Annotated in this window: 27 protein-coding genes and 3 pseudogenes; 13 read left to right on the forward strand and 17 right to left on the reverse strand. The window is 68.6% G+C overall.

From position 1 onward, the window contains the following. The first annotated feature begins 1 nt into the window (after position 1). Positions 2-814 carry a nitroreductase family protein gene (locus tag AS25_RS12205; RefSeq protein WP_035965417.1) on the forward strand — a complete coding sequence of 271 codons (813 nt, stop codon included), beginning with the start codon at positions 2-4 and terminating at the stop codon, positions 812-814. Here AS25_RS12205 and AS25_RS12210 read toward each other — a convergent pair. The 3 genes from AS25_RS12210 to AS25_RS12220 form a co-directional block, all read right to left on the reverse strand. After that, positions 787-1575, reverse strand: a complete 789-nt coding sequence (locus tag AS25_RS12210; protein WP_084118209.1) for a class I SAM-dependent methyltransferase — start codon at positions 1573-1575, stop codon at positions 787-789. The two genes, AS25_RS12205 and AS25_RS12210, sit on opposite strands and share 28 nt — an antisense overlap. A gap of 50 nt (positions 1576-1625) precedes the next feature. Further along, positions 1626-2903, reverse strand: coding sequence for a type III polyketide synthase (locus AS25_RS12215; RefSeq protein ID WP_035965418.1), 1278 nt, complete (start codon positions 2901-2903; stop codon positions 1626-1628). A gap of 139 nt (positions 2904-3042) precedes the next feature. Continuing rightward, on the reverse strand, positions 3043-3528 hold the full coding sequence (locus AS25_RS12220; RefSeq protein ID WP_035965420.1) for a pyridoxamine 5'-phosphate oxidase family protein: 486 nt from the start codon (positions 3526-3528) through the stop codon (positions 3043-3045). Between the two features lie 222 nt (positions 3529-3750). Here AS25_RS12220 and AS25_RS12225 point away from each other — a divergent pair, with 222 nt between their 5' ends. Further along, entirely contained in the window at positions 3751-4386 is a 636-nt protein-coding gene (locus AS25_RS12225) for an endonuclease (protein WP_035965421.1), read from the forward strand. A 322-nt stretch (positions 4387-4708) separates the two neighbouring features. Continuing rightward, positions 4709-5512 (forward strand): glycerophosphodiester phosphodiesterase, encoded by an 804-nt coding sequence (locus AS25_RS12230; RefSeq protein ID WP_253270578.1) that lies wholly within the window; start codon positions 4709-4711, stop codon positions 5510-5512. A 171-nt stretch (positions 5513-5683) separates the two neighbouring features. On the opposite strand, the gene AS25_RS12235 is transcribed toward AS25_RS12230, so the two are convergent. Both AS25_RS12235 and AS25_RS12240 read right to left on the reverse strand, forming a co-directional pair. Next, positions 5684-6310, reverse strand: a complete 627-nt coding sequence (locus AS25_RS12235; RefSeq protein ID WP_052160970.1) for a GNAT family N-acetyltransferase — start codon at positions 6308-6310, stop codon at positions 5684-5686. A gap of 256 nt (positions 6311-6566) precedes the next feature. Further along, complete coding sequence (locus tag AS25_RS12240) at positions 6567-7997, reverse strand: dihydrolipoyl dehydrogenase family protein (RefSeq protein ID WP_035965492.1); 1431 nt, start codon at positions 7995-7997, stop codon at positions 6567-6569. A 191-nt stretch (positions 7998-8188) separates the two neighbouring features. On the opposite strand from AS25_RS12240, the gene AS25_RS12245 reads away from it, so the two are divergent. Continuing rightward, complete coding sequence (locus AS25_RS12245; protein ID WP_035965423.1) at positions 8189-8878, forward strand: superoxide dismutase family protein; 690 nt, start codon at positions 8189-8191, stop codon at positions 8876-8878. Between the two features lie 10 nt (positions 8879-8888). On the opposite strand, the gene AS25_RS12250 is transcribed toward AS25_RS12245, so the two are convergent. Beyond that, entirely contained in the window at positions 8889-9473 is a 585-nt protein-coding gene (locus tag AS25_RS12250) for a DUF2238 domain-containing protein (protein WP_156960987.1), read from the reverse strand. Positions 9474-9535: 62 nt separating this feature from the next. Next, positions 9536-10135 carry a TetR/AcrR family transcriptional regulator gene (locus AS25_RS12255; protein WP_035965425.1) on the reverse strand — a complete coding sequence of 200 codons (600 nt, stop codon included), beginning with the start codon at positions 10133-10135 and terminating at the stop codon, positions 9536-9538. Positions 10136-10206: 71 nt separating this feature from the next. Here AS25_RS12255 and AS25_RS12260 point away from each other — a divergent pair, with 71 nt between their 5' ends. Together AS25_RS12260 and AS25_RS12265 are read left to right on the forward strand one after the other, a co-directional pair. Then, entirely contained in the window at positions 10207-10869 is a 663-nt protein-coding gene (locus AS25_RS12260; RefSeq protein ID WP_035965426.1) for a GAP family protein, read from the forward strand. A gap of 85 nt (positions 10870-10954) precedes the next feature. After that, positions 10955-12253, forward strand: coding sequence for a hypothetical protein (locus tag AS25_RS12265; protein ID WP_156960988.1), 1299 nt, complete (start codon positions 10955-10957; stop codon positions 12251-12253). Between the two features lie 128 nt (positions 12254-12381). On the opposite strand, the gene AS25_RS14790 is transcribed toward AS25_RS12265, so the two are convergent. Together AS25_RS14790 and AS25_RS12270 are read right to left on the reverse strand one after the other, a co-directional pair. Then, positions 12382-12528: a hypothetical protein gene (locus AS25_RS14790; RefSeq protein WP_156523461.1), complete on the reverse strand. Its 147-nt coding sequence runs from the start codon at positions 12526-12528 to the stop codon at positions 12382-12384. 168 nt (positions 12529-12696) lie between these two features. After that, positions 12697-13482, reverse strand: coding sequence for a DUF429 domain-containing protein (locus tag AS25_RS12270; protein WP_156960989.1), 786 nt, complete (start codon positions 13480-13482; stop codon positions 12697-12699). A gap of 169 nt (positions 13483-13651) precedes the next feature. Here AS25_RS12270 and AS25_RS12275 point away from each other — a divergent pair, with 169 nt between their 5' ends. Beyond that, positions 13652-13891, forward strand: a complete 240-nt coding sequence (locus AS25_RS12275; RefSeq protein ID WP_035965427.1) for a PspC domain-containing protein — start codon at positions 13652-13654, stop codon at positions 13889-13891. A gap of 150 nt (positions 13892-14041) precedes the next feature. Here the strand turns inward: AS25_RS12275 and AS25_RS12280 are convergent, their stop codons facing one another. Next, positions 14042-14728 (reverse strand): histidine phosphatase family protein, encoded by a 687-nt coding sequence (locus AS25_RS12280; RefSeq protein WP_035965429.1) that lies wholly within the window; start codon positions 14726-14728, stop codon positions 14042-14044. 442 nt (positions 14729-15170) lie between these two features. Between AS25_RS12280 and AS25_RS12285 the strand changes: the two genes are divergently transcribed. After that, complete coding sequence (locus AS25_RS12285) at positions 15171-16067, forward strand: alpha/beta hydrolase family protein (protein ID WP_035965430.1); 897 nt, start codon at positions 15171-15173, stop codon at positions 16065-16067. A gap of 543 nt (positions 16068-16610) precedes the next feature. On the opposite strand, the gene AS25_RS12290 is transcribed toward AS25_RS12285, so the two are convergent. Together AS25_RS12290 and AS25_RS12295 are read right to left on the reverse strand one after the other, a co-directional pair. Further along, positions 16611-16970 carry a cupin domain-containing protein gene (locus AS25_RS12290; RefSeq protein WP_052160972.1) on the reverse strand — a complete coding sequence of 120 codons (360 nt, stop codon included), beginning with the start codon at positions 16968-16970 and terminating at the stop codon, positions 16611-16613. Positions 16971-17190: 220 nt separating this feature from the next. Beyond that, the gene (locus AS25_RS12295) at positions 17191-18789 is read right to left on the reverse strand and encodes an L-lactate permease (RefSeq protein WP_035965431.1); all 1599 of its coding nucleotides are present in this window, start codon (positions 18787-18789) and stop codon (positions 17191-17193) included. A gap of 516 nt (positions 18790-19305) precedes the next feature. Between AS25_RS12295 and AS25_RS12300 the strand changes: the two genes are divergently transcribed. Genes AS25_RS12300 through AS25_RS12310 form a run of 3 tightly spaced genes read left to right on the forward strand, consistent with a single transcriptional unit; the run spans position 19306 to position 22785 of the window. Continuing rightward, positions 19306-20028, forward strand: a complete 723-nt coding sequence (locus AS25_RS12300) for a succinate dehydrogenase cytochrome b subunit (protein ID WP_035965433.1) — start codon at positions 19306-19308, stop codon at positions 20026-20028. Beyond that, on the forward strand, positions 20028-22022 hold the full coding sequence (locus tag AS25_RS12305; protein WP_052160973.1) for a fumarate reductase/succinate dehydrogenase flavoprotein subunit: 1995 nt from the start codon (positions 20028-20030) through the stop codon (positions 22020-22022). The genes AS25_RS12300 and AS25_RS12305 overlap by 1 nt, the downstream gene beginning before the upstream one ends. Before the next feature lie 13 nt (positions 22023-22035). Beyond that, a complete protein-coding gene (locus tag AS25_RS12310; RefSeq protein WP_035965435.1) occupies positions 22036-22785 on the forward strand; it encodes a succinate dehydrogenase/fumarate reductase iron-sulfur subunit in 750 nt (249 codons plus the stop codon). 88 nt (positions 22786-22873) lie between these two features. On the opposite strand, the gene AS25_RS12315 is transcribed toward AS25_RS12310, so the two are convergent. From AS25_RS12315 to AS25_RS14795, 5 genes and pseudogenes are all read right to left on the reverse strand, one after another. After that, positions 22874-24304 carry an anion permease gene (locus AS25_RS12315; RefSeq protein ID WP_035965437.1) on the reverse strand — a complete coding sequence of 477 codons (1431 nt, stop codon included), beginning with the start codon at positions 24302-24304 and terminating at the stop codon, positions 22874-22876. A gap of 164 nt (positions 24305-24468) precedes the next feature. After that, positions 24469-25005: a GNAT family N-acetyltransferase gene (locus AS25_RS12320; RefSeq protein ID WP_035965438.1), complete on the reverse strand. Its 537-nt coding sequence runs from the start codon at positions 25003-25005 to the stop codon at positions 24469-24471. Positions 25006-25127: 122 nt separating this feature from the next. Beyond that, the gene (locus tag AS25_RS12325) at positions 25128-25382 is read right to left on the reverse strand and encodes a Txe/YoeB family addiction module toxin (RefSeq protein ID WP_035965439.1); all 255 of its coding nucleotides are present in this window, start codon (positions 25380-25382) and stop codon (positions 25128-25130) included. Further along, a complete protein-coding gene (locus AS25_RS12330; RefSeq protein ID WP_035965440.1) occupies positions 25383-25661 on the reverse strand; it encodes a type II toxin-antitoxin system Phd/YefM family antitoxin in 279 nt (92 codons plus the stop codon). It abuts the gene before it with no gap. A gap of 148 nt (positions 25662-25809) precedes the next feature. After that, positions 25810-25992, reverse strand: a pseudogene (locus AS25_RS14795) (DUF4143 domain-containing protein); the annotation flags it as partial. A gap of 286 nt (positions 25993-26278) precedes the next feature. Between AS25_RS14795 and AS25_RS15355 the strand changes: the two are divergent. Both AS25_RS15355 and AS25_RS15100 read left to right on the forward strand, forming a co-directional pair. Next, positions 26279-26458, forward strand: a pseudogene (locus AS25_RS15355) (IS3-like element IS3501 family transposase); the annotation flags it as partial. Positions 26459-26504: 46 nt separating this feature from the next. Beyond that, positions 26505-26828: pseudogene (locus tag AS25_RS15100) on the forward strand (helix-turn-helix domain-containing protein); the annotation flags it as partial. Positions 26829-26907 lie beyond the last annotated feature (79 nt).

Consider the following 26907-nt stretch of genomic DNA (forward strand, 5'->3'; position numbering starts at 1 on the left):
CGTGGAATTCCTGGATGTCGTGTTCAACCGCCGCACCACCAACGGCCCGTTCCGCCCGGATCCGGTGAGTCCCGAGCACCAACAGTTGCTGATCCGCGCGGCGGCCGCGGCACCCTCCCAGTTCAACAGCCAGCCGTGGCGGTTCGTGCTGATCGAGGACCGGGACACGATCGAGACCGTGGCCCGGATCAGCGGGGAGAGCATGACCGAGGTCATGGGCGCGGGTACGTTCTTCGACCGGTACAAGAAGTACTTCCGGTTCAGCCAGAAGGAGATGGACGCCCAGCGCAGCGGCATGCTGTTCGACAAGCTGCCCGCGCTGCTGCGCCCGTTCACGTCCAAGGCGTTCACGCCCTCCGGGCAGAGCCTCATGAACAAGCTGCGCGTGCCCCAGACCCTGGGTGAGGAGAACCGCAAGCTCGTGGCGGGATCCCCGCTGCTGATCGGCGTGATGCTCGAGCGCGGCGAGTACCGTCCGGAGGAACTGTCCGGGTTCTACTCGGTGTTCAGCATGGGTGCCGCCATGGAGAACCTGTGGCTCACCACGGTGGAGTTGGGCATGGGGATCCAGTTCGTGTCCTTCCCCATGGAGGCACCGCACCAGTGGCAGCGGATCGTGGACATGCTGCGCGTCCCGGAGGATCTGGAACTGATGGCCGTGTACCGGTTGGGCTACGTGCCCGAGCGCACCCACCGCCCGGCGATCGACTGGTCCAGCCGCGAGCGCAAACGCCCCTCCCAGTTCGTGTTCCGGGAGACGTGTGACACGCCCCAGGAGGGCTGGGATCAGGACGTGCGTCCCGGCTCAGCATGAGCCCGGTGCACCGCGAGCACCCGGAAGAACGCCTGCCGTTGCACGCGCCACTCGTCGGTGACGCGTCGGCGTAGTTCGGTCGGAGCGTAGCTGCGCCGGATCGAGAGCAGCCCGTCGAAGCGTGCGAACGTGCGCGCCCGTACGAGTGGGAGCGTGGCCACCCAGTACACGAGCCACGCCGCCCGGCTGCGTCGGAGGTCGTTGTGCACGGCCACCCCGCGGGTCAGCCGCTGCGAGTCCGCGAGCAGGCCCGTGAGCTCACTGTCGGTGAGATGGTGCAGCACGTGGTTGGAGACCACGGCGTCGAAGCGCTCGCGGCGTGCCACGAGGTTCCCGCTCGCGACCGCCCGGTAGGTGATCCCCGCGCCGCGGTCGTGGGCCGCGGCCCAGCGGGTGGCCCGTTCGTCCGGGTCGATCCCGGTGATCCGCACGTCCAACCCGTCGCGGGCGGCCCAGCGGGTGAGGGCCCGGGCGACGTCGCCCCCTCCGCACCCGATGTCCAGCACGGTGCCGGGGCGTCCTTCCCGGGCGGCGGCCCGTAACGCGGGACGGACGTACCGGCGATAGACGGGCCACCAGGACGCGACGAGCGGGTTGATCACCCCGAACAAGTGGTAGGTGTTGTCCAGGGCCACCGGATCGCAGGCCGGATCGTCCATGAGCTCCGGTTCGTCCACGCTGCGGTGGCGGAGCAGGGGGTCGAGGCGCCGCAGATCGATGCGCCGCAGCCGGCCGGATCGTCCCGGGCGATCGTCACGCACCCACCGATCGTTGCGCGGCACTCGGTCGGTGCACTTCAGCGGATCCACGCTCAGGCCCCGGACGCGGGGCGGACCCGCAGCAGGGCGCTCTCGATGCTCAGCCCCGGGCCGAACGCGAGCGCCGCCACGGTGCCCGCGTCTCCCGCTCGCAGGAGCCGTTCGAGCACGAACAGGATGGTCGCGCTGCTCATGTTCCCGGCGTCCGCGAGCACCCCGCGGGACGGGGCCATCTGGTCGTCCGTGAGCGCGAGCCGCCCCTGCACCTTGTCCAGGATGCTGCGTCCACCCGGGTGCACGGCCCACAGGGGGATCCGGTCCGCGCTCAACCCCGCGCGGCCCAGCAGGGGTGCGAGGGCGTCGGTCACGTGGTCGTCGATGATCCGCGGCACGTAGGTTCCCAGGATCATCTCGAACCCCTCGTCCCCCACGCTCCACGCGAGCTCGTCCTCGCCCACCGGGGCCAGGGTCGTCTCGAAGTCCACGAGTTCCAGGGTGGGTCCGGGCACGGCGACGTCGCGCGCGGTCACCACCGCGGCGGCCGCACCGTCCGCGAACAGCGCGTTGCCCATGATGGTGTCGGTGTCGTTACGCACGTGCAGGTGCAGGGTGCACAGCTCCACGCACACGACGAGCACCACGGCGCCCGGGTCCGCACGGCATGCGGTGTACGCGGCTTGCAGGGCGGGGAACGCGGCGTTGCAGCCCATGAACCCCAGGTGCATCCGCTTCACGTCCGCGGGCAGCCCCAGATCCTTGGCTACGCGCACGTCCGGTCCCGGCGCGAAGAACCCGGTGCAGGACACCGTGATCACGTGGGTCACGTCTGCGAGCTCAACTTCGGGGGCAGCAGCCTCCAGCGCCGCTCGGGCGGCGGTCACGAACATCCGTTTGGCGTGCTCGGTGTAGAGCTGGTTGCGCGCGTGCGTTCCCGGCGAGCGCAGGTGTCGGGTCGCGGGGTCCACGAACGGCGAGGCCGAGGCGTCGTCCCCCGCGCGTTCCGCACCATCGCGACCCGGTGCGTGCGGTGAGGTGGTGCCATCGTCAGCGCGGCCGTTTGAGGCTTCGTTAGGACCCCGGGCTCCCGCGGCCTCGCCCCCGGAACCGGTTGCCGCGGCGTCGCCCCCGTCAACGGTCCCCGATGCCGCAACGCCCAGCTCGGGCAGGACCGTGTGGCGCGTGGACACCCCGGCGCCCGCGAACGCGGAACGTACCACGCGCGTCCCGAGCCTGGTCATCCCAGGCTGCTCGGCGAACAGCCGGGACACGTCCTCCTGCCGGATCACGGTGTCGGGGACGGCGGTCTCGATCGACAGCAGGCGTACGGTCATACCCCATGGTAGGCGCGCGGGCCCCCGCCCGGACGAGGCGCCCCTTGCCGGGCGCGGTCCCTCCTGCACGAGGTCCCCGAGATGCGCAACGGCCGCCCGATCCGCGGGGATCGAACGGCCGTCGGACGGGCGGGTCGGATCAGAGATCCACGACCTTGTTCTCTCCGTCCACGGTCTCGCCCTTGACCTTGGACTTGATCAGGTTGGCCACCTGGGTCACCTTGCTGTTGCCGGGGCTGTCCCAGTACTCGGCGCTGTGGCCGTCGATCTCGATGAGGATGTTATTGGGGTTCTCCGGGCCGCCCTCGAGCCACGAACCGGTAAAGCTGCTCCACAGTTCCTTGAGCTTGGCCTCGTCGTTGACGATGCGCGCGGTACCGCATACGGAGACCCACGAGCCGGAACCGGAGTACGCCACGTTCACCTCGGGGCGCTGCTGCAGGGCCTGCGCCTGCTCGGAGTCGCGCTCCGCGATGAACCGCACGGTGCCGTCGAATTCGACCTCCTGCGTAGCCATGGGCTTGGACACCAGGTGACCGTCCCCGTCCACGTGGGTGAGCATGGCGATGCGGGTGCCCTTGATGATGTCCCGCACCTTCTGGATGTCGTCGGTGTTCTCCGCCATGGCACTTCCTTTCGTCGAGGCTGTGATTGCCCACCGCACCGTGGGGTCTCCCACCGCGATGTGGCGTCGATCATCAGTCTATTTACTAGTGACGGTGCGCACGAGAGAGTTGGCCGGAAGCGGAATTCACGCCGTCGTGAGCGGTACGGCCCCGCACGATCCGGCCGCGGGCGGCATGATGTCGGACGACACGGACACAGACATCTGGACAGGGAGGGACACATGACGCGATCGCACGAGGACACCGTGCGTGTGCTGCTGGAGCGCCACGGCACCACGTACGCGCAGGATGCCGGCATCGAGCTGCGGGACACACCCGCTCCCCTGTTCCAGCTGCTGGTGCTGGCCAATCTGTTGTCCGCGCGCATCGGGGCCAAGGTGGCGGTCGCCTCCGCGCGCGAGCTGTTCGCGGCCGGGTACCGCACCCCGGAACGGATGCGCGCGGCGTCGTGGCGGCAACGGATCCAGGCCTTGGGTCGCGGCGGCTACAAACGTTACGACGAGCGCACCTCCACGATGCTCGGCGACGGCGCCGCCCTCCTGCTCGACGAGTACGGCGGGGATCTGCGCCGCTTGCGTGAGCGCGCGGACGGTACCGACGACGTCCTCGAGGCGCTCCAGCGGTTCCCGGGGATCGGCCCCGCGGGTGCCGCGATTTTCGCCCGGGAGGTACAGGGTGTCTGGCCCGGCCTCGCACCGTTCTTCGACGGCAAGGCCCTGGACGGCGCCCGGCGGATCGGCCTGTCCGACGACGCCCACGACCTCGCGGGCCTCGTCCCGCCCGAAAAACTCCCCGTCCTTGCCGCGGCCCTGGTCCGGGTCGCGCTGGACCGCACCAAGGGTGACCCGCTGGAGTAACGGACCGGGCGCGGGCCCCCGGGGCCGGGTTCCGTGGCCGACGCCGGGTTAATACACCGGGCGCAATCCGTGGTCCCGAGTTAACACCTCGGTCATCGGGGTGCTCCACGGCCGTCATGTCCCACCGCGACCATGGGTTCGGCCCGCTCGCCGGCCACCACCCCGCGACCGGCAGGGCCATCTCCGTACGACCATCCGTGAGAGGCTCTGGATGCGCATCCGCACGACCCCCCTGACCGACCGTCTCGCAACGGATCCCCTCCGCTGGGGCCGGCCCAGTACCCTGCTGACGGCACCCCGCGAACGGGAGGACACTGCCGGAATGACCACCCCGCCGGCCCACCTGTTGATCGGGCACCGCGGAGCCGCGGGGGTCGCACCCGAGAACACCGTGGCGGCGTTCGAGGTGGCCCGTTCATCGGGCGCGCAGTACTTCGAGCTGGACGTCCAGCTCTCGGCGGACGGTGTCCCCTTCGCGTTCCACGACCCGACCCCCGCGCGCACCACCAATGCTGCCGAGGTATTCCCGGGCCGGGAGAACGACCCGGTCACGTTGTTCACGTGGGCGGAACTGCAGCAACTGGACGCCGGTTCCTCGTTCTCGGACGCATTCCGGGGCGAGCGTATTCCGCATCTCGACGACGCCGTGCGGGTCGCGGGCGACGCGATCGGCGTATTCATCGAGATCAAGTCGCCGGCCACGTCCCCCGGCATCGAAGACGTGGTCGCACAGCGCCTGCGGACGGATCCCCGGTGGCAGCGTTTGCTGCGCGACGGGCGGATCGAGGTCCTGGGTTTCGATGCCGCATCCAATCAGCGTTTCGCGGCACTGGCCCCGGAGGTCCCCCTGCAGCAACTCGTGTACAGGGTTCCCGATGCGGAGGCACTCGAGCGGATCTCGACCTACGCGGGCCAGGTGGGGACCAATCACCGCTGGCTCAACGCGGCCGCGGTGGACCGGGTCCGCGCGGCGGGGCTGGGCATGAGCGTGTACACGGTGAACGCCGAGCGCAACTTCAACCGCATGGTGGCCCTGGGAGTGGATCGGATCACGACCGACTTCCCCGTGGAGTTCTCCCGGAAACACCTCACGGCCGTGGACCACGACGCCGTCACGGTGCAGTAGCGCCGTCGATCGCCTGGCCGCAACCGGGCCGCCGCGCTGCCCCGCCACCCGGGAGCCGGTGAATTCCTAGTGGAGCAAAAGCACCCCGGACCGCCCACAAGCTGCTTTTACTGAGTTAACGCAGCCCGGGCCGGGCAGAACCTGCTTTTGCTGAGTTAAGGCAGCACGTGCTCAGGTACGGGTGGGTTCCTTCGCATGGTTCGCCACCGGGCTCATGGTGAGGCGGGGACCGTCGGGGCTCATGGTCAGGCGGGGACCGTCGGGGCGCGGATCCGTTCGGAGCCGACCATAGGTGTTCACGTCCACCCGCTCGCCCGCGACCAGGAACTTGCCCCGCTCGGTCCCCTCCCGGACGAAACCGGCTGCCCGGGCCACCGCCCCCGACGCGGGGTTGTTGACCCGATGACCCAGCTCGAGGCGTTCCAGTCCGGCGTGGTCCAAGGCCCAATCCGCCACCGTGACGGCAGCTCGGGTGGTCCACCCGCGGCCGCGGGCCGCCTTCGTCATCCAGTACGAGAACCACCCGTTGCCGTTCTGCTCATCCACGGCAATGCACACGAGGCCCACGAGCCCGTCCTCGTGGCACACGGCCCACGCGATCACGGTGCCGTCCGGGTTGGTGAGCCGACGGACGTATTCCTCCGCCTCCTCCATCGTCCTCACCGTGCCCTGCCGGGACATGGCAGGGTCGGAGCGGAACGCGGAGAGGACGGCCGCGGCGTCGTCGGCTCGTAGTGGCCGCAGCACGGGCGGTGCGACGTCGTCGGGGGACGGTGGCCCGCCCGGCACGTGAGTCATGTCGAGTCCTTCCGGTGCGGCGGGCGATGAGGATCGGAGTACTTGGGCGCTCGGATGCGTGCCTTCGGCATGCCCAGCGCCTCGGCCGTGATGGGCGACTGTCCGCGCCTCGGCCGTGGCAATTCTCAGTGGAGCAAAAGCAGCCCGACCCACCCTGAAACGACATTTACTCAGGTGAAGCACGGAGGTCGGCGCACCGTCAGGCATCGCGCGGAGTGGTGGGGCGGGGCCGACGCCCACCGAGGCGGCTCCGGTTTCAGCCCGCGGCGGGGCGGCGCATGTCTTCGGGAAGTTCCTCGAGCAGCCGCAACCACAGTTCCGAGACCGTGGGATAGCTGGGCACCGCGTGGCGCAGCACGTGCACCGGTACCTTCCCCGTGATCGCGGTCGTGGCCGCGTGCAGTTGCTCGCCGGCATCCGGGCCCGCGAACGTGGCGCCCACGAGGCACCGGGTCTCCCGGTCCACGACGATCTTGGCCTTTCCGGGGACGGTGTCACGCAGCAGCGCCGCGCCGGCCGCACCGTTGTAGGGCACCTCCGCGGTGACGACGTCGATCCCCCGGTCCCGCGCGGAGTCTTCCGTCAGTCCCGTCTGCGCGACCTGCGGTTGCGTGAACACGACCTGGGGCACGGGCGGATTCTCCACCTCGTACGGCGCGGGCGCCCCCGTGGCCGCCGCCTTGATCCGGGCCCCGATGACCCGGGCGCGGTACTTGCCCCAGTGGGTCAGGGGCACATCGCCGCTGGCATCGCCCACGGCGTGCAGCCATGCGGGGAGCTTCTCATGCAGGACGTCGTCCGCGCTCAGCCCGACCGCGTCGAGTCCCACGTCCCGCAACCGCGGGGTACGGCCCGTGGCCACGAGCACCTCGGCCACGTCGACGGTCCCGGCGGAGGTCTCCAGGTGGACCGGCCCGCCGTGGACCCGGCCCAGCCCCGTGTCCACGGCATCGCTGCGGGTGCACTTGGTGACGGATGCGTCGAGCACCACTTCCACGCCGCTGGCGCGCAACCCGTCCAGGACGGTGTCCCCCGCGAACGGTTCGTTGCCGGACAGTAAGCCCGAGCCCCGCACGAGCAGAGTCACTCGGGATCCCAGGGCGTTGAACCACACCGCGGCCTCACATGCCACGACTCCCCCGCCCACGATCGCGATGCTCTCCGGCGTCTCGACCACGCCGGTCGCGTCCGCGGACGTCCACGGGTGCGCCCCGTCGAACTCGGAGGGGATGCTCGGCTCGCTGCCGGTCGCGAGGAGCACGGCGTGCCGCGCGGTGAGGGTGCGCGCGGCGTCGTCATCGGATTCGATGCGCACGGAGCGTTCGCCCACGAGGCGGGCGTGGCCGCGCACCACGCGGATGCCCGCGGACTCGGCCCACTCGACCTGGGACGAGTCGTCGTAGTCGGAGACGAACGAGTCGCGCCGCGAGAGCATCCCGTCCCGGTCGAGCCGCGTGGGGACGATGCCGCCGAGGTCCTCGGTCAGGCCCGCTACGTCCACCGGACGCAACAACGCCTTGCTGGGCATGCACGCGTAGTACGAGCACTCCCCGCCCAGCAGGTGACCCTCCACGATGACCGCCGTGAGGTCCGTGCCCTCGATCGCGTACTGCGCGGCGTTCTCTCCCACCGCGCCGCCACCGATCACGATCACGTCCACCGACTCCTGCGCTTCTGACTCCGTCATGTCCTCACAGTAGCGGTTGGCGTACGGACTGTCGGCCCGGGGGCACCCCGCGCTCGGTGCGGAACCGGCCTCCCACTTGGTCATACTCCCGATTGTGACCCGCGCCATGTGTACCGTGGAAGGGCCACCTCCGTTGCACGGTCGGCATCACGACCCTCGCCGGCCCAGCGGACCGACGATGAGGAGATGCCATGAACGCGAGCGCAGTGACACCCCCGACCACCGACGAGCCCGCCACCACCCATCGCCCCTTCCGAGCCCGCAGCGGACTGGCCTTCCTGGGGCTCGCGGGCATGCTGACACTGGCCGCGTGCGGCGAGGGCAATGACGCCACCACCGCCGACCCGACGGGTGGGCAGGGGGCCGCCACGGCGGCGTCGAGCCCGGATCCCCTGGCCTCCGCCACGGTGCGTAATGCCGAGGGAACGGAGGTCGGCACCGCGCAGTTCACCGAGGCCGATCAGGATGCGATGCGGGTTTCGGTCGAGTTCTCCGGTCTGGAACCGGGGTACTACGGCCTGCACGTGCACGGCAACGGCGTGTGCGAGGCGGAGAGTTCCGCGCCGGACGATCCCTCCGAAACGGGCGCGTTCCTGTCCGCCGGCGGGCACCTGGGTGGCGACGACGCTCGCCACCCAGATCATGCGGGTGACCTTCCCGCGCTGCTCGTGACGGAATCCGGACGGGCGGCCATGACGTTCGAGACGGACCGGCTCACGGCTGAGAACCTGCGGGACGACAACGGCTCCGCACTGATGATCCACTCCGGCCCGGACAACTACGCGAACATCCCCGAGCGCTACGCCCCGGAGGGACCGGACGAGGACACCCGCTCCACGGGTGACGCCGGCAGCCGCCTGGCGTGCGGTGTGATCGAGTAACCCGTCCTCGTCACACGGGCGTTCGACGCCCCGCCCGGGTGAGCGCCAGGACGACCACGACGATCAGCGCGGACGTTGTGCCCGCGATCATGTCGGTCATGGTGTCCAGGTTGTTCACCTGGGCGTTGCTGTCCGAGACCAGATCCGTGACGAACTCGGCGACCTCCCACAGGAACGCAATGAAGGCGCTGAACGACACGATCGCGAGCCCCCACAGCCACGTGGGCAGGGCGAAACCATGCCGCCGGGACAGGATGCGCCATGCGTGATCGGCGCCCAGCGCGATCAGGATTCCCGAGAAGAAGTGGACCACGGTGTCCCACGGCGTCCACACACCGTAGACGTGCAAGTACGTTCCCAGGAACGCCCCGCCGAACAACAGCACCGCGTACAGCAGTTGCAGGGTCACGGGGATGGTGGCGCGCGCGATCGGCTCCAGGGCGAGCGGGACGAGCGCCGCGAGGACGAGTGCGGACAGCAAGAACACGGCCGGGCCGTTCTCCCGGGCGATCTCGAAGATCAGCGTCCCCACGAGGAGCATCTCCAGCACGATCAAGGGGGCATGGCGGCGCAGTCTCGTGTCGTGGGGGATCATGCCTCCGACCCTACGCACGGGCCCTGACACAGTGGGTTGGGACGCGACGGCGTTGAGGAGGCTCAGTCCGTGAGGATCAACGACAGCCCCCGATCGAGGGCCTGTTCGGTGCCCTCCCGAACGGATTCGGGTGCGTTGAGGTGATCCAGGGCCAGCCCGTTCACGAGTGCCGTGACCAGGGGCGCGGCGGTGTCCGGGGTCAGCCCCTCATGTAGCTTCCCGTCCTCCTGGGCCCGCCGCAGGAAGTTCAGGACACCCTCGTGGAAGATCTGCAGGTTCTGCCAGTACACGCTCGCGAGCCAGTCCCGGGTGGAGGCGGCCGCCCCGAAGCTGACCCACACGGCAGCGTCCTCCCTCCGCACGCCCTCCAACGGCAGGAGTTCACGCAGGGTGCGAGCGAGGGATGCCCGATAGCCGTTCTGACCGCGCGCAGCCATGACCCGCTGGGTTTGTCGCTCCACGGACCTCTCGAGGGCGGCGAGCAGCAGATCCCGCCGCGTCTTGTAGTGGTATTGAACGGTCCCGGGGGAGATCCCGGACTCCTGGGCCACGGTGCGCACGCTCACCACGTCGAAACCTTGCTGGGCGATCACGCGGATCGCCGCTTCCGCGATCATGACCCGGGCGGGGATCATCCCGCGACTCTCGTTCTCCTGTGGCATCTGACCACCCCCTCTCATACAAGTGTATGGTTGCGGTATGACATACGTTCGTACGAGACAAGGCGGCACACATGGGTGACCTTCTCGCACTGCTCGGACTAGCTCTTCTCGACAGCATGAGCCTCGGGACCCTGGTGATCCCCCTGGTCCTCGTGATCTCCCGGCGGCGCGTGGACGCGGTCCCGCTGTTCTTCTACTTCGCGGCCGCGGTGCTCCTCTACTTCTTCCTGGGGATCGCGATCGCCCTGGGGTTCGACCTCCTCTCCGACGTGGCCGGGGGGATCTGGGACAGCGAGCCCGCCCAGTGGTTCAAGGTGGTCGCCGGGCTGGGTCTGCTCGCGTACGGGATCTTCGCACCGGACCCCGTGAAGCGCGAGGGGCACCGCGCACCGCCCAGGTCCCTGCATCCCGGTGCCATGGTCGCCCTCGGTGCCGGCGCTGCTCTCACGGAAGCCGCCACGATGGTCCCCTATCTCGCGGCCAACGGGATCATCACGAGTATGGACATCGGCTGGTCGCTGCGACTGGCCCTGCTCGCTGCCTACTGCGTCGTGATGATCCTGCCCGCGCTCGTGCTCATCGTGGCTGCAGCATTGGCCGGCCAGCGGATCTGGCCGCGCCTCGAGAGGATCGTCCCCACGCTCGAGCGGGAAGCGAAGGTCACGCTTCTGTGGATCGCGGCGATCGTGGGGGTGTGGATGGCCGGGAGCGGATTGTCCGCCGTGATGAACTGACACCCCCTCTTGTCCGCGGAGGACCCCCGGAAGCGATCGAACACCGTTCGGTGCAGTACTTCGGTGTACTACATTGGCGTGGCCGGTGAGGGCGGGTTTCGCCTCCGGTCAGGAGATGCTGCAGTACTACGTCTCCTACGGGTGGTGGGGCATTGCCGGGGCCGCCGTGAACCTGCTCGTGATGCCACTGACCGCCATGACGATCCTGCAGTACGGCAGCTACTTCCGGGCGCAGTCCCACGGCAAGGTGTTCCACTCCATCACGTCCCTGTTCCTGGCCAAGTTCATGGACTACGGGCTGTCCATCGCGCAGTTCTGCGTGGGCTTCGTGATGCTCGCCGGCGCCGGTTCCAACCTCCACCAGCAGTTCGGACTGCCCCTGTGGACCGGGTCGGCGATCATGGTGGTCCTGGTGCTGCTCGCCGGGATGCTCAATACGGATCGGGTGAGCAACGTGATCGGCGGGATCACCCCGGTGATGATCGTGCTCCTGGTGTGCGCGGTGGTCTACGCGGTCGTGACCTTCGACGGTTCCTTCCAGGGCGTCCACGAGTTCGCGCTGCAGCACGGCACCCCGGCGCTGTCCAACTGGTTCCTGGCCACCGTGAACTACACCGGTCTGGCCATGTTCAGCGGCATCGCCATGGCGATCATCATCGGCGGGCAGAACTGGAGCCCGCAGGCCGCCGGCTGGGGCGGGTTCATCGGCGGCTTCATCTTCAGCTTCCTGCTCCTGCTCATGACCGGCGCACTGCTGCTCAGCATCCAGGACGTGTACGACGCCGATCTGCCCACCCTCGCGCTCATCGACAAGATCAATCCCGTGCTCGGGGTCATCGCCTCCGTGGGGACGTACCTCATGATCTTCAGTACGTCCCTGGGTGTGTTCTTCTCCCTGGGCAAGCGCCTCGCGGCGCCCCGGCCGTCCTGGGGCAGGCTGGTGTTCATCGCGGTCACGCTGGTCGGGTTCGGGCTGAGCTTCCTGCCGTTCACCGAGCTGGTGAACAAGGTGTTCCCCGTGATCGGCTGGCTGGGCGTCCTCTTCGTAGCGGTCCTGCTGGTCACGTGGCTGGTCAGCGCGCGCACCGACATCGCCGAGGAAGGGTTGCGGCGGGACCGGATCCGCGCGCTGCTGCTCTACCGCCTGGACCCGAAACGTCGCTGGACGCCCCGGCACGCGAACGCCCTCATCCAGGCGGTGGACGAGTCCAATCTTCGCGCCAGGCAACTGGGCGACGTGATGAGCAGTGACCTCTACCAGGAGGCCGAGCGGACCAGTGGGATCAGCGTCCCGCCCGAGGAGCAGGAACAGCTCGGCGAGAAGCTGTGGCGGTTGCAGAGGTCCCGCCGTACCCAGCACGCTCCGAAGCCCCCGCGCCGTTGACGGCGTCCCCGGGGCGGTAACGGCAGTACGACGACGGCGGACGGTCACCTTCGCGCTCAAGGTGACCGTCCGCCGTCGTTTTCTTCACTGTCCAGGCCCCTTGGGAAGGGAGCCCGGGTACGAGGTCGTCAGCCTCCGAAGCCGATGTCCAGGGACACGACGCCCACGCCGATCACCATGGCGGTGGCCAGCAGGAACGCGAGCACGATCAGAATGAGCCCCCACGGGGTGCCCTTCTGCGGGTTGCTGGGCTGAGTTTTGGGCGTGTCTTCCATGATCTTCCCTTCGTGTGGTCGGAGTTCAAGTCTGGCAGGTCGCGGAGAGTTCGGGGGAAAGTGACATGGGGCGGGGCGCGCCGATCGTGGCGCCGGAGCGGGCTCAGCGTGCGGGCGGAGCGAGATATTCGCGCGGCCGGAGGAGCAACCACGCGAGCGGCGCGGAGATCACCCGGCCGAGGGTGCGCGGCGCGGGGTTGCCGGCGCCCGACGCGGAGGCGCGGGCGCGCCGCTCGGTAGCCGGATCCACCCTTCGCGCAGTGACACCGACCGCAGTTCCCCGGGGATGGGCTCGCAACGCTCGAGGTCCACCTCACGGGCGACCAGAGCCGCGAGGACCGCATCCAGTGCGTTGTCATCCGCCGCGCACACGTCGTGAAAGCCGCCCCAGTCCAACCAGGGCACTCGATCGGACAACTCGCTCATCAGGCGGGAACGCTGCGCAACGTTCGTCTTCCCCTTGTATCCCCGGTGCGGAAGTGACCAGCACTTCAAGGCTGCCGCGGGATACACCTCGCACACCACGCCCGAGCCATCGCGCGGCACCGGGACCCCCGATGCCCGCAACTCCGCCTCGATACCGGCCCACCGCAGAGCCGGGTGGGCGATGCGGTCCGTGGACACGCTCAACGGCGTGAGACCGGTCCGTTCCTGGATCCACCTGTCCGTGGCACGCATCGCGAGGGGCCGCCGCCAGGACGGACCGGTGTCTGCGGGAGGAACGAGGGTCCCCCGGCTGTGGGCGGTCAGCACGTCCACGAAAGCGTCGGGCCACCCGAAAGGGATGTCCACCCCGACCCGCTGGGCCGTTCGGATCGCCTTCACGAGATCGTGGTCGGTGGCACCGACCGTCACGTGTCGCACCACGACGGAACCCGCGTCCTCGGTCAACTCCGCCAGGCCAGTGCGTTGCTCGCTCGCGGCCAGGTCGATCCCGATGTAGGTCATGCCCATGACGGTAGTGCGGGTTGCGCGCCGTACGTCACCATATGGGCATCATCCGCGGGAAGCGTCAGGTGGGACGCGGTCGGGCAATGGCACGGCCCGCCTGCGGTGCGGCGCCTACCCGGTCCCAAATGAATGCACGCACGGCGCATTCAGCCGGGCTGCCTATCATCGGGCCATGAACACTTTCTTCAACTCCATGCGCAATCTCGGCTTCCGACGCGGACCGCAACGAGTGGTCGCCGGCATCTGCGGTGGCCTGTCCCATCAGTTCGGCATCAATGTGTGGCTCGTCCGCCTGGTGGTCCTGTTGTCATTCCTGCTCCCCGTGGTGGGGCTCGCCCTGTACCTGGTGGTCTGGATCATCACCCCGTGGCAGGACGGCAGCATCCCGCTGGAGACGTCGCTACGCAAGTGACCCGCGGCGTCGTCGTTCCCGACGCGGGCCGAGCCGGGCCCGCCATGGCGCGGCGCCCGGCTCATGCTTTCGTGGCATAGAGGCGGAAGCGGCGCTGCGTCACGCTCTCGCGCTGGAGAAGGATTCTGGGGCCCCCGCGGTACGGGCCAACTACCGGGCGGGGCCGTCCACCTCGTCTAGCTCTTCGGCCGCCGCGCCGTCGGACGTCGGATCCTGCAGCGCGGGCCCGCCCACGGCCTGGTCCTGCCAGGTGAGCACGCGCCATGCACCGGGCTCGCCGTCGAGCACGACGACGCCCGTGTTCGACAATCCGTTGGTCGCCGTGAACTTGCGGTCCAAGTTGGCGCACCGCAGCGCACACCACGCACGAATGACGGCGCCGTGCGACACGAGAACAGCCACGCGGTCTGGTGCCAGAGCAGTGGCAGCTTCCTCGACGACGGCATCGAAGCGCGCCATGATGTCGTGCCCGTTCTCGTCCGACCCGGGGATCCTCGAATCGAGGCCGCCATCCGCCCAGCTCAACGCCGACTCCAGATAGGTCTCGATCGAATCGTGGTCGTTGGCCATTTCCAGATCCCCGGCACCGATCTCGCGCAGCCCCTCCCGGATCTCGATCGACACCCCTCGCGCATCCGCGAGCGGGGTGGCCGTCTGCTGGGTGCGCACGAGGTTGGAGGCGTAAATCGCACTGATGGGCTCACCCGCCAGCGCCTGCACGAGGGCCCGCGCCTGCTCACGCCCCAGGTCGGTGAGGTCCGCGCCGGGTGCGGCGGTGTCCAAGTGATGGCCCACGTTGGAGGAGGTCTGGCCATGACGCACCAGGATGAGTCGCACGGGGATATGCACCTTTTCAGTTGCCGGGGGTCTTGTAGGTCCTACCCGGTCCACGGTAGCTCAGGGAGGAATCCGCTGAGCCACGCACCACGACTGCGGGCCGAGGAGCGACCCTGGCCGTACTGGCCGTGACGCTGCTCACCGGGTGCGGGGGCGGGACGCCCCGTAGCGCAGGACCGTCTCGGAGCCGAGCCACTCCACGACCCGGTCTGCCAGCAGACAGTCGATCATCATGGTTGCGGAGAAGGCACCGCAGACGACGGCCGCAGTGCCCACGGAGGTGCCGAGCGCGTCCTTCAGGCCGCGCTCGCGCGGAGCTCCACCCGATTGTCACTGACTCTCCCGCCCCCGAGATGGACGTGGCGTCCCTGCGTGCGACAGGAGTCACCGTCACCGTGACGGCCCAGGGCTGAGCCGCTGGAAATACCCTAGAGTAACTTCTATGTCTGACCACCGGAACTCCTCTGTAGCCGGCATCCGCCGCGAGAACTTGAGCATTCCCGTCGCCTCGGACGCCGTGGCGGGCACGCTGTGGCTGCCCGAGGGCGAGCCGCGCGGCGTCGTCGTCATCCACCCCGCCACTGCAACGCCCGAACGGTTCTACGCCGGGTTCGCCGAGTACGTGACGGGCCGCGGTCTCGCGGCGGTGACCTACGACTACCGCGGCACGGGCCGCTCCGGCGAGCCCCGGAAGAACCCGCACCTGCGCATGCGCGACTGGATGGGCGGGGACGTCCCCGCCGTGGCCGCCTCGACCCGCGCACGGTTCCCTGGGCTTCCACTGCACGCCGTGGGTCACAGCATCGGCGGGCACGCCATGGTCCTCGGCCACGGGCTCGAGGGCCTCGACCGGTTCGCGGTGGTCTCCTCCCACCTGGCGCACACCCGCACGATCGCCCCGCGGAAGGAGCAGCTGCGCGTGGCCGCCATGCTGCATGTCGTGGGCCCGGCGCTGAGCCGGACCCTGGGGTACATGCCCGGCAAGCGGCTCGGCATCGGAGAAAACATGCCCACAGCCGCGATGGTCGAGTGGGGGTCGTGGGCACGGCGTCCCGGCTACTTCTTCGACGACCCGTCCATGGACGCGACGGCCCGCGCGGCCGCGGTCACCCAGGATGTGCTCGCGCTCGGCGCCTCCGACGATCCCTGGGCCAGCCCCGCGCAGATGAGGGCCCTGACCGGGCGGCTCACCTCCGCCGCGGTGGAGCACCGCACGTTCACTCCGGAGCAGCTGGGCGTTCCGCGCATCGGCCACCACGGCCTGTTCCGCCGCTCCGCCGCCGACGCCGTGTGGCCGGGCCTCGTGGACTGGCTCACCGCGCCGTCACCCCAGGGCTGAACGGCCCCGGCTTTCCGGGACTGCACGCGCCGGGTGGAGAAGGGCAGCAGCGGGTCGATGAGCACCAGCACGCTCGCCAGGGGAAAGACCGTCTTGACGACCCTGTCCGCGTTGCACCTGATGGCCACCGCCCACACGCCGAGCAGGGAGACGGCGAGGGGAATGGTGAACGCGAAGGAGGACCACGGGGCATGCAGCTCGCTGCCGCCCGTGAGAACGTCGGTCTCCACCTCGATGCCGGCGGAGAAGGCGCCTGCCGCGGCGAAGACGAGGTCGAAGAACAGTTCGAGAGTGGAGGCGGTGCGCGCAGGCTCGGCCGAGTCCCGTGGGCGCATGGGAACGCGTCGGAAACGGGAGGTTGGGGTCACAGCGGGAGCATACTGCCGCTCACCCACTCCCCGGGGCGAGGACGGCGGCGCCCGTTCCCGCCGGGGTCCGTCGGTCACGTGGACAGTGTCACCCCGACAACTTCCCACCCACTGCGTAGCTCACGGACCGCTCCGGGCAGGGCCCCGCCCGCCCGGGCTCAGCGCAGCAGCACGATCAGTGCAGCAGCAGTGTGACGGACAGCGTCGTGGGCTCGAGGGCCCTCACGGCGTGCAGCAGCCCCTCCGTGAGGTGCAGCACCTGGCCCGGCCGCAGCTGCACGGGACCCTCCGGGAGCTGGAAATCCACGCTCCCCCGGACCACCTGGATCAGCGCCGGGTGCGGTGCGGCGTGCTCGTGGAGCTCGTCGCCCTCGTGGAACTCGAAGGCGACCACCTTGACGCCATCCTCCTCCACCACCGTGGCAGCACTGGGGCGGCCCGGACGGGGTTCGCTGCGGCCGACCAGCTCTGAAAGGGTGGCGACTCCGCTCCCGGAGCCGTGGTGGGTGGTGTGCTCGAACGAGTGGTGCGCCATCGCTTCTCAGGTCCCCTCCGTGAATTGTTCGAAATATAATCAGCATATTATGCGCAAGATATTGGATCAATGAGGGTTCACTCGGCCGGAACCGCCGAAAAGCAGTCGCTCTCCTCCTGCGGCACCTCCCAGCTGACCCGATGCACCGAACGGCCCACCCACGAGGAGGTCGTGGCCCGCCTGAGGACGCGCCTCCCTCAGACACTCACCCGAGGGTTGCTTACACGAGAGCCAGCACGAACGTCCACACGCACACCACCGCGAGCATGCCCAGGCTGTAGGCGATGGAGCCGCGCATGATCTCACTCTCCCGCCCGTTGAGACCCACCGCGCCGGCGGCGATCGCGATGGACTGCGGGGAGATGACCTTTGCGGTGGTACCGCCTGTCGTGTTGGTCCCCACGAGGAGGGACGGGGCGGCGCCGATGCCCTGCGCCGTCGCCACCTGCAGCGGCGCGAAGAGGGTGTTGTTGTTGACCACCGAGCCCGTGAGGAACACCCCGATCCAGCCGATGACCGGGGCGATGAGCGGGAAGATGGGACCGACCGCGGCGAGCGCGGTGCCCATGGCGGTGGAGCCGCCGGAGTAGTTGGCAATGTTCGCGAGCACCAGGATCACGGCGATGAGCAGGATGGCCGGGCCCAGTGCCTTGAGTGCGCCCGCCAGCTCCTCCCCCAGTTCTTTGGTGTGCAGCTGCGGGGTGGTGAAGAACGTGATGAGCACCGCGATCAGGATGGCCGTTCCGGTGGCACCAAGGATCGAGAAGGTCCAGGTGGCATTGACGACCGTTCCGGCGGCGGTGGTCACGTGACCGGTGAGCCCGGGCATGGGCACCTTGAAGGTCGTGAAGCTCAGCGCCCCCTCGGTGAAGAGGTCCTGCACGGCGGGCACGGACCACAGCAGGATCACGGCGGTGAGGATGTAGAAGGGGCTCCAGGCGCGGACCACCTCGCCGAGGGGGTGTTTCCCCTCGGCGGTCTCGGGGACCTCCGGGGCACGCGAGATCCGGCGCGGGGACCACACGTGGCACACTGCGAACAGGGCGACCATGGCCAGCAGGCCGGCCGCGAGATCTGCCAGCTCGGGGCCCATGAACCACAGCAGGCCACCCTGCACCGCGCAGAAGACCACCGAGGAGACGAGCGCCGGGAGCCAGGCCTCGCGCAGGCCGCGCACCCCGTCGACCATCCACACGAGCAGGAACGGAACGAGGAACGTGAGCGGCTGGAGCAGCAGCACGAGGGCTCGCGAGAGTTCCTGCGTCTCCATGCTGGTGACCTGCGCGCCCACGAGCACGGGCACGCCAATGGCGCCGTAGGCACCGGCGGCCACGTTGGCCACGAGGCACAGCACTGCGGCGCGCACGGGCGGGAACCCCAGCTGCACGAGCAGTGCCGCGCAGATCGCAATGGGCACGCCGAAGCCGGCCACGCCTTCCAGGAACGCGCCGAATGCGAACGCGATGAGCAGCACCTGCACGCGCTGGTCAGAGGAGACCGCGGCGATCGAGGAGCGGATCACGTCGAAGCGGCCCGAGCGCACGCTCAGCCGGTACAGCCACACCGCCATGACGATGATGTACGCGATGGGCCACAGCGCGGTCAGCAACCCCAGCAGACCTGCACCGGCCGCGGCGGAGACGGGCATGTGGAACACGAGCAGTGCCACCAGGATCTGCACCACCAGCGCGATGAGCCCCGATGTCAGCCCCGTGAGCTTGAACAGCATCATGCAGGCCAGGAACACGACTATCGGGATCGCGGCCGCGAGCGCGGTCAGGGGCAGGCTGCCCAGGGTGTCAAGAGATTGGGTCCACATTGGAGCCTCCACGACGTCCGGCGGGTGAGTAGTCCTCAAGGCGGGCTCGCGACGTCGCCGCGGTGCGCGCCGTCGTCAGCCGCCGGTCGCGTAGCGGGGCGGGTTCCGGGAGCCAGCGGACCCTCGTACCACCACCTGCGACGCGCCGCAGCGACGCCTTGATCACAGGGTCAACGCTAGTCCTGAACCGGGCAGTTCGGGCGGGAACCCTCCGCGGAGAGTGACAGGTGCGAGGCGAGACACTCGGCTGCGGAACTCCTGGGCAACGGCACAGCCGCCCAGGGGGTCCGGAACCCCGCGAGTGGGAACGGAACACCGTAAAAAGACCCACACTGTGAAATTACGATTGGCAAACCTTAGTTATTCTCAATGCCCTCGACACCCGCCACAACCCTTTCTGGCGGCAGTACCGGAAACGCCTCGGAACGCGTCCCGCAATACCCCTCCCGGCGTAGAATTGAGGGTGATGAACTCCCGGAGTTCAGCACTCGGTTCACCCATTGACGAGGGGCAACGATGACGGCGACCATTCAGCGAAAACAACGCACGTCAGCCCCGCCGCGCACACGGCTGCCGGTGTCGAACTTCGCCGCGAAAACCACCATGGCCGTCACCGGTCTCATTTTCGTCGGATTTGTGTTCGTGCACATGTACGGCAATCTGCACATCTTCCGCGGCCAGGAGGAGTTCGACCACTACGCACACTGGCTGCGCGAGATCCTGATGCCGCTCATCCCCTACGAGGGTGTCCTGTGGGTGCTGCGCGTCGTACTGCTGATCAGCCTGGTGCTGCACGTGGGCTGCGGGCTCCTGCTGTGGACGCGCGCCCGTCGAGCCCGCGGGCCGTTCAAACGCACCGGGCTGCGTCGCGGCGACGCCTTGATGGCGCGCTCGATGCTCGGGACCGGCCTGGTGATCCTGCTGTTCGTGATCTTCCACATCCTGGACCTCACGCTGGGTGTCCAGCCGGCCGCATCCGGGGCGTTCGAGAGCGGATCGGCGTACGCCAATCTGGTCGCCAGTTTCCAGCGGCCCGTCGTGGCCCTCTTCTACATGCTCACCATGCTGGTGCTCACCGTGCACGTGGCCCACGGGACGTGGACCGCCGCCAACGACCTCGGCGCCACCGGCAGGCGGCTGCGGCAGCTCGCCGCGTGGGTGGCGGGGCTGGTCGCCATGGCCATCTGCTTGGGCAACATCTCGATCCCCGTCTTGGTTCTCCTGGGAGTGATTCAGTGATGACGGCATCCTCGACCACCCAGCCGCACGCCCTGCTGGACGAGCTGCGCACCGTGGGTTCGGACCTCCCTGGCCTGGGCTCGGACGTGCCCCCGTCCCAGACGTGGGCGGACCGGCGGCTGCACTACCGCATGGTGGGCCCGCTCAACCGTCGGAAGTTCACCGTGGTCGTCGTGGGCACCGGACTCGCCGGTGCAGGTGCGGCGGCGGCCCTGGGCGAACTCGGCTACAACGTGGAGTCGTTCACCTTCCACGACGCCCCGCGCCGCGCCCACTCGGTGGCCGCCCAGGGCGGCATCAATGCCGCACGCGCCCGCACGGTGGACAACGACTCGATCGCCCGGTTCGTGAAGGACACCGTCAAGGGCGGCGACTTCCGCGGCCGCGAGGCCGATGCCTGGCGGCTGGCCGAGGAGAGCATCCGGGTCATCGACCACATGAACGCGATCGGCGCGCCCTTCGCCCGCGAGTACGGGGGCGGGCTGGCCACCCGCTCGTTCGGCGGCGTACAGGTCTCCCGGACCTACTACACGCGCGGGCAGACCGGTCAGCAGCTGCAGGTTGCCGCCGCCCAGGCGCTGCTGCGGCAGGTCTCCATGGGACAGGTGAACCTGCACACTCGCACGGAGATGCTGGACCTCATCGTCGTGGAAGGCCGCGCCCAGGGCATCGTGGTGCGCGACCTCGTGACCGGGAAGATCTCGGCGGTCACCGGGGACGCCGTGGTGCTCGCCACCGGCGGCTACGGCAACGTCTACTACCGCTCCACGCTGGCTAAGAACTCGAACGTCACCGCCGCATTCCGGGCCCACCGGCGCGGCGCACTGTTCGCCAACCCGTGCTTCATCCAGTTCCACCCCACGGCCCTGCCGGTCTCCAGCGAGTGGCAGTCCAAGACCACGCTGATGAGCGAGTCCCTGCGCAACGACGGCCGCATCTGGGTTCCCGTGAAGGCCGGGGACCACCGGCCCCCGAACGAGATTCCCGAGGACGAGCGCGACTACTACCTCGAACGCCGGTACCCGGCCTTCGGCAACCTCACACCGCGCGACGTCGCCAGCCGGGCCGCGCGCACCGAGATCGACGCGGGGCGCGGCGTCGGGCCGCTGAAGAACTCCGTCTACCTCGACTTCCGGGACGCCATCGAGCGCCTGGGCCGCAAGGTGATCGCGGAGCGCTACGGCAACCTTTTCGAGATGTACTCGGACGCCACCGGCGAGGACCCGTACGAGGAGCCCATGCGCATTGCGCCCGGCGCGCACTTCGCCATGGGCGGGCTGTGGAGCGACTACGACATGATGACGTCGATCCCCGGGCTGTTCGTGGGCGGCGAGGCCGGCTGGGGTTACCACGGTGCCAACCGCCTCGGGGCCAACTCGCTGCTCTCCGCGTGCGTGGACGGGTGGTTCACGCTCCCCTACTCGGTGCCCAACTACCTGGCACCGCTGCTGGGCAAGCCGAAGCTCTCGCCGGACGACGACGTCGTGCGGGCCGCGGTTGCCGAGGCCGAGGCCGGGGTGCAGGCGCTGGTCGACATCGGCGGCACGCAGGGCCCGGAGCGCTTCCACCGCCGGCTGGGCGACCTGCTGTACGAGAAGTGCGGGGTGACGCGCACCGCCGAGGGGCTGGCCGAGGGTCTGCGAGGCATCCAGGAGCTGCGCAGGGAGTTCTGGAGCGACCTGCGTGTGCAGGGCCGCCCGGACGGCTTCAACCAGGAGCTCGAGCGCGCCGGCCGCGTGGCCGACTACCTGGATATGGCCGAGCTCATGTGCCTGGACGCGCTGGACCGGGACGAGTCCGCCGGCGCGCACTTCCGCGAGGAGCACCAGACCGAGGGCGGCGAGGCCCAGCGCGACGACGAGCACTGGCTGTTCGCATCCGCGTGGGAGCGTGCTGATTCCGGCGAGACCGGCGAAACGGGACCGCGCTACATCAGGCACCAGGAGCCCCTGGAGTTCCCCAGCGTCCCGCCCGAGACCCGCGACTACCGATGAGAGGAACATCCTCGTGAAACTCACGTTGAAAGTCTGGCGTCAGGAGTCCGGCGCCGAGGAGGGGCACTTCGAGGAGTACCTGCTGGAGGAGGTCGGACCCGAGTTCTCCCTCCTGGAGGCGCTCGACAAGCTCAACGACGACCTCGTTACCCGTGGCGAGGAGCCGATCGCGTTCGACTCGGACTGCCGCGAGGGCATCTGCGGGGCGTGCGGCGTGACCGTGGACGGCAGACCCCACGGCCCTCAGGAGAAGACGCCGTCCTGCCGGCAGCACCTCCGCTCCTTCGAGGACGGCGCCACCGTGCAGCTCGAACCGTTCCGCAGCGGCGCGTTCCCCGTGGTCAAGGACCTCGCGGTGGACCGCAGCGCGCTGGACCGGGTGATCGAAGCCGGTGGTTTCGTCTCCACCTCCGTGGGCACCGCCCCGGACGCGGACGCCATCCCGGTGTCCCACGAGTCCGCGGAGTGGGCGCTGGACCTGGCCGCGTGCATCGGCTGCGGTGCGTGCGTGGCGGCGTGCCCCAACGGCTCCGCCCAGCTGTTCGCCGGGTCCAAGACGATGCACCTGGCTACGCTGCCCTCCAGTTCCAAGGAGCGTGGCCGCCGGGCCAAGGGCATCACGCGCGCGGCCGAGGCGGAGTTCGGTCCGTGCTCGGTGTACGGCGAGTGCGCGGAGGTGTGCCCCGCGGGCATCCCGCTCACCGCGATCGCCGGGCTCAACAAGGAGAAGCTGCGGCAGGTGCTGCGCAACAAGGACGACTGACCTGGCCGCTTTCCACAACAGACGACGACGCTCGGTGCCCCTGGGGGGTACCGAGCGTCGTCGTGCTGGGAGGGTTCGCGGGGGCGGACTACATGGCGAGGTCGCCGAGGACCCACATCCAGCCGCTGCCCACGACGGTCCAGATGACAATGATCGCGACGGACATGATGAAGGCGACCTTGAACCACTCGGAGACCTTGACGTAGCCGGAGCCGTAGACCACCCCGGACGGGCCGGACGCGTAGTGGCTGATGGCGCCGAAGAGGTTGCCGATGAAGCCGAGAGCGAGGGCCGCAAACATCGGCGGGGCACCGGCGGTGATGGCCGCGCCCAGGAACACGCCGTACATGGCGACGATCTGCGCGGTGTTCGAGGCGAACATGTAGTGCGCGTAGAAGTAGACGAGCGCCAGGATGGCAAAGGCAACAGCCCAGGGCATGCCGCCGACGGCACCGGAGACCACCGAGCCGATCCAGGTGATGACGCCCAGGTTGTTCAGGTTCTCCGCCATGCCCACCAGGACCGCGAAGAAGATCAGAGTGTTCCAGGCGGAGCCGTTCTTGGCCATGTCGTTCCAGGTGAGCACCTTGGTCACCAGCAGCACCGCGATGCCGACGAAGGCCGCCGTGGTGGCGTTGACGCCAATGGCCGTGCCGAAGACCCACAGCAGCAGGAGCAGCACGAACGTGGCCGCCATGACGATCTCGCCGCGGGTCATGGACCCCATCTTCTGCAGCTCACTGCGCGCCATGGTGGGTGCTTCCGGCGTGCTCTTCAGCGTGGGCGGGTAGACCTTCATGAGCAGCCACGGGACCACCGCCAGGCTCACGAGGCCGGGGATCAGCGCGGCCAGGGCCCACTGTCCCCAGGAGATGTGCACGCCGAGCTTCTCGGCGGAGGCCACGGCCAGCGGGTTGCCGGCCATGGCGGTGATGAACATGGCGCTGGTGATCACGTTGACGTGGGCGGCGGTGAACGTGAGGTAGGAACCGAGCTTCCTGCGGGACTCGTCGGTGTCCGGGGTGGAGCCCTGTACCTCCGCGACGGAGCGGACGATCGGGTAGATCACACCGCCCGCGCGAGCCGTGTTGGACGGGGTGGCCGGTGCGAGCAGGAGGTCCGTGACCGCCATGCCGTAGGCGATGCCCAGGGGCGATTTGCCGAGGACCCTGAGGAACATCAGGGCCACGCGGCGTCCCAGCCCGGTGAGCAGGAAGCCATCCGCGATGAAGAACGCCGCGACGATGAGCAGCACGGCGGAGTTGGAGAATCCGCTCAGCGCCTCCCCACTCTTGACATCCATGGCACCGGTGATCATGGCGGTGGCCAGACCGATCAGCGCCACCGACGGGGTGGGCAGAGGCTGCAGGATGAGCCCCAGGATGGTCGCGACGAAGATGCCGAGCATGTGCATGCCGCGGGGGTCCACGCCCTCGGGTGCCGGGATGGAGAAGATCACCGCGCCCACCAGCACCATCAGTCCGAACTTCCAGAGCATGGAGACGGTGTCCCGACTCATGGTTCTGGATTCGTGGGTGGAATCAACCTGATGGCCGGACATTTCCGCCTCCGAGTGTCGCTTCGGTGTGAGACCCTTCTCTCCTCAATTTTAGAACCGTGGCCAGCGGAAATACGGCTCCCTGGTCACGTGGAGGCGACCGGCCTGGTGATTCCCGTCACCGTTCATCGGGTGACTATGGTCACTGGGTCAAAGGTCGGGTGCGGGTCTGATGTCAGCCGACCGTAGATGTCGACGTCGAGACGTTCTCCGTCCACCAGAAATTTCTGGCGCTGGGTTCCTTCTTTGACGAAACCTGCTCTTCTCGCGACGACGCCGGAGGCCGGGTTGTTGACGCGATGGCCGAGTTCGAGGCGCTCCAGTCCGCGCTCCGCGAGGGCCCACTCCGCGATCGTGGCCGCGGCACGGCTCATGACTCCCCTGCCGCGCGCCCGGTCGGTCATCCAATACCAGAACCAGCCGTTCCTGTTGTCCTCGTCCACCGTGACGCAGACGAGGCCGATCAGTGCGTCGGACTCGACGACGGCCCAGGGCTCGTGGGGCGAGTCCGGGCTCACGAGGCGGGCGACGTACGCCGAGGCATCCTCGGCCGTGGTGACCACGCCTTGACGGGCCATGTCGGGGTTGGAGGCGAAGGCTTCGAACACGGCTGAGGCATCGGACTGTCGCAATCTGCGAAGGAACAGGGCTTCATCGGGCACGGCAACATTCCTCACCAGTCAATGGTCGGACAAGCCTCGCGTGCTTCCTAGAGATTCGCCATAACCGTCGGCAGCAAAGTCACCTGGCACAGCTGATCCGAACAACGACAGTTCAGCCCGGCTCAGTAGTGGTATCGAGCCTGCAAGATCACGAGATCCTCTCCAGTCACGAGGTAGACGAGCCGGTGCTCCTCGTTGATGCGCCGCGACCACGAGCCCCGCGCCCCGTATTTCAGCTGCTCCGGCTTGCCGATGCCCTCGAACGGCTCGCGCAGGCAGGCATCGATGAGCAGGTTGATCCGTTTGAGAATTCTCCGGTCGGCGGTCTGCCAGTACGTGTAGTCCTCCCAGGCGGCCTCGTCCCAGACCAGCCGCATTCAGACATCCCGAGCCTGGCTGGACGGCTCGTCTGAACAGTCGAGCTCGTGGACCTGGGTCTTCCCGGCACGGGCACGATCGTAGGCGTCGAGCAGCCTGCGGGCGTTCGCCGGCGACCGGAACAGGTAGGCGGTCTCCTGCCACGCCGCGTACTCGTCGGCGGGCATGAGCACCGCGTTGCCCTTCCGAGAGACGATCTCGACGGCTTCCTGGTCCTCGTTCACGCGCTCGATGAGCGGGAAGAGCGTCTTGCGGGCCTCGCTTGCGCTGATGGACATGGAGTACCTTCCCTACGTTGACTGGTACCAGTTTATGGTACCAGTCAACCTCCTGGCGTGGTCCGCATGACGACGATCAGGCATGGGCTTCCTTCAATGGGGACGTTGCCGACGCCCTCAGACAATTCGGCTCAGGCTGCTTCGTTCCTCAGGGGCCAAACAGGGCCAGGGGCACCACGGCGATACCGTCCCGCCGCCGATAGGCGATCGGACCCGTCGTGATGATCAGACCATCCACGAAACGTGATCCCAGCTGGTCTCGCAGACAGCGCAGATGCTTGCCGTCGGAGTCACTGACAGCCGCCGCGAGTTTCACCTCCACACCGACGACGCCGCCGTTGTGGTCTTGCCTACGGCCTTGGGTCCGTCGAGTGCGGGGGCTGCTACCCCGCCAAAGAGGTCATCCGGTTCGAGATCCACGATGCGACGTGTGCGCATCATGGTTCAACCATGCCGTGAGCAAGCGCGGAACTAGACAAGACGCATAATCCGAACTCGCAAGAACGCCGACAGGTTGCCACCACGCCGACCCCTTCGAAGCTGGGCGAATTTTGACCACTTGACGTCGACACCTGCGGACCCTTCGCACGAGTGGCGCCGCCCCGGCTTGCCTGGTCGGGTTCTGCTACACAGCGTTCGTCACCGACGTGTTCACCCGAAAAATCGTGGGCTGGGCAGTCTCCGCCTCGCTGCACACCGTGGGCTTGCCGCTACTGGCTCTGGAACATGCTTTGCTGAACACAGGTGCCAGCCAGGACAGGCAGGGCCTGGTCCACCACAGCGACAGGGGCAGCCAAGGCGGATTCAACTGGTCGTCGCAACACCTCGATCGGGAGGTGTCAGATGGTTCGTCGTCAGCAGGCAGCAGATCGGGCGGAGCGACCGAAGCTTCGGTCCCCTGGGCATCCGAAGTTCCAACGGCATGTCGAGGCGGCGTTCTGGGCGGAGATCGCCAAGGGGCTATTGCCCATCGAGGCTGCTGCCGTGGTCGGCGTGGCGCAAGCTGTCGGTCAGCGATGGTTCCGCCACGCTGGCGGCATGCCTCCATTCGATCTGAAGTTCACGCCAACCGGACGCTACCTGTCGTTCGCTGAGCGTGAGGAGATCGCATTCCTGCGTGCTCAGGGACGCGGCGTGCGCGAGATCGCTCGAACTCTAGGCCGTAACCGGCCCTTCACAGATGAGCATGGGTAGCGGTGTGCGCGTGGGCGTCTCGAGGGGTGTGTTGTGAGGTCTGGGTAGAGGT

This window comes from Kocuria marina (assembly GCF_000786655.1).
GTDB classification, from domain to species: Bacteria; Actinomycetota; Actinomycetes; order Actinomycetales; family Micrococcaceae; genus Kocuria; species Kocuria marina_A.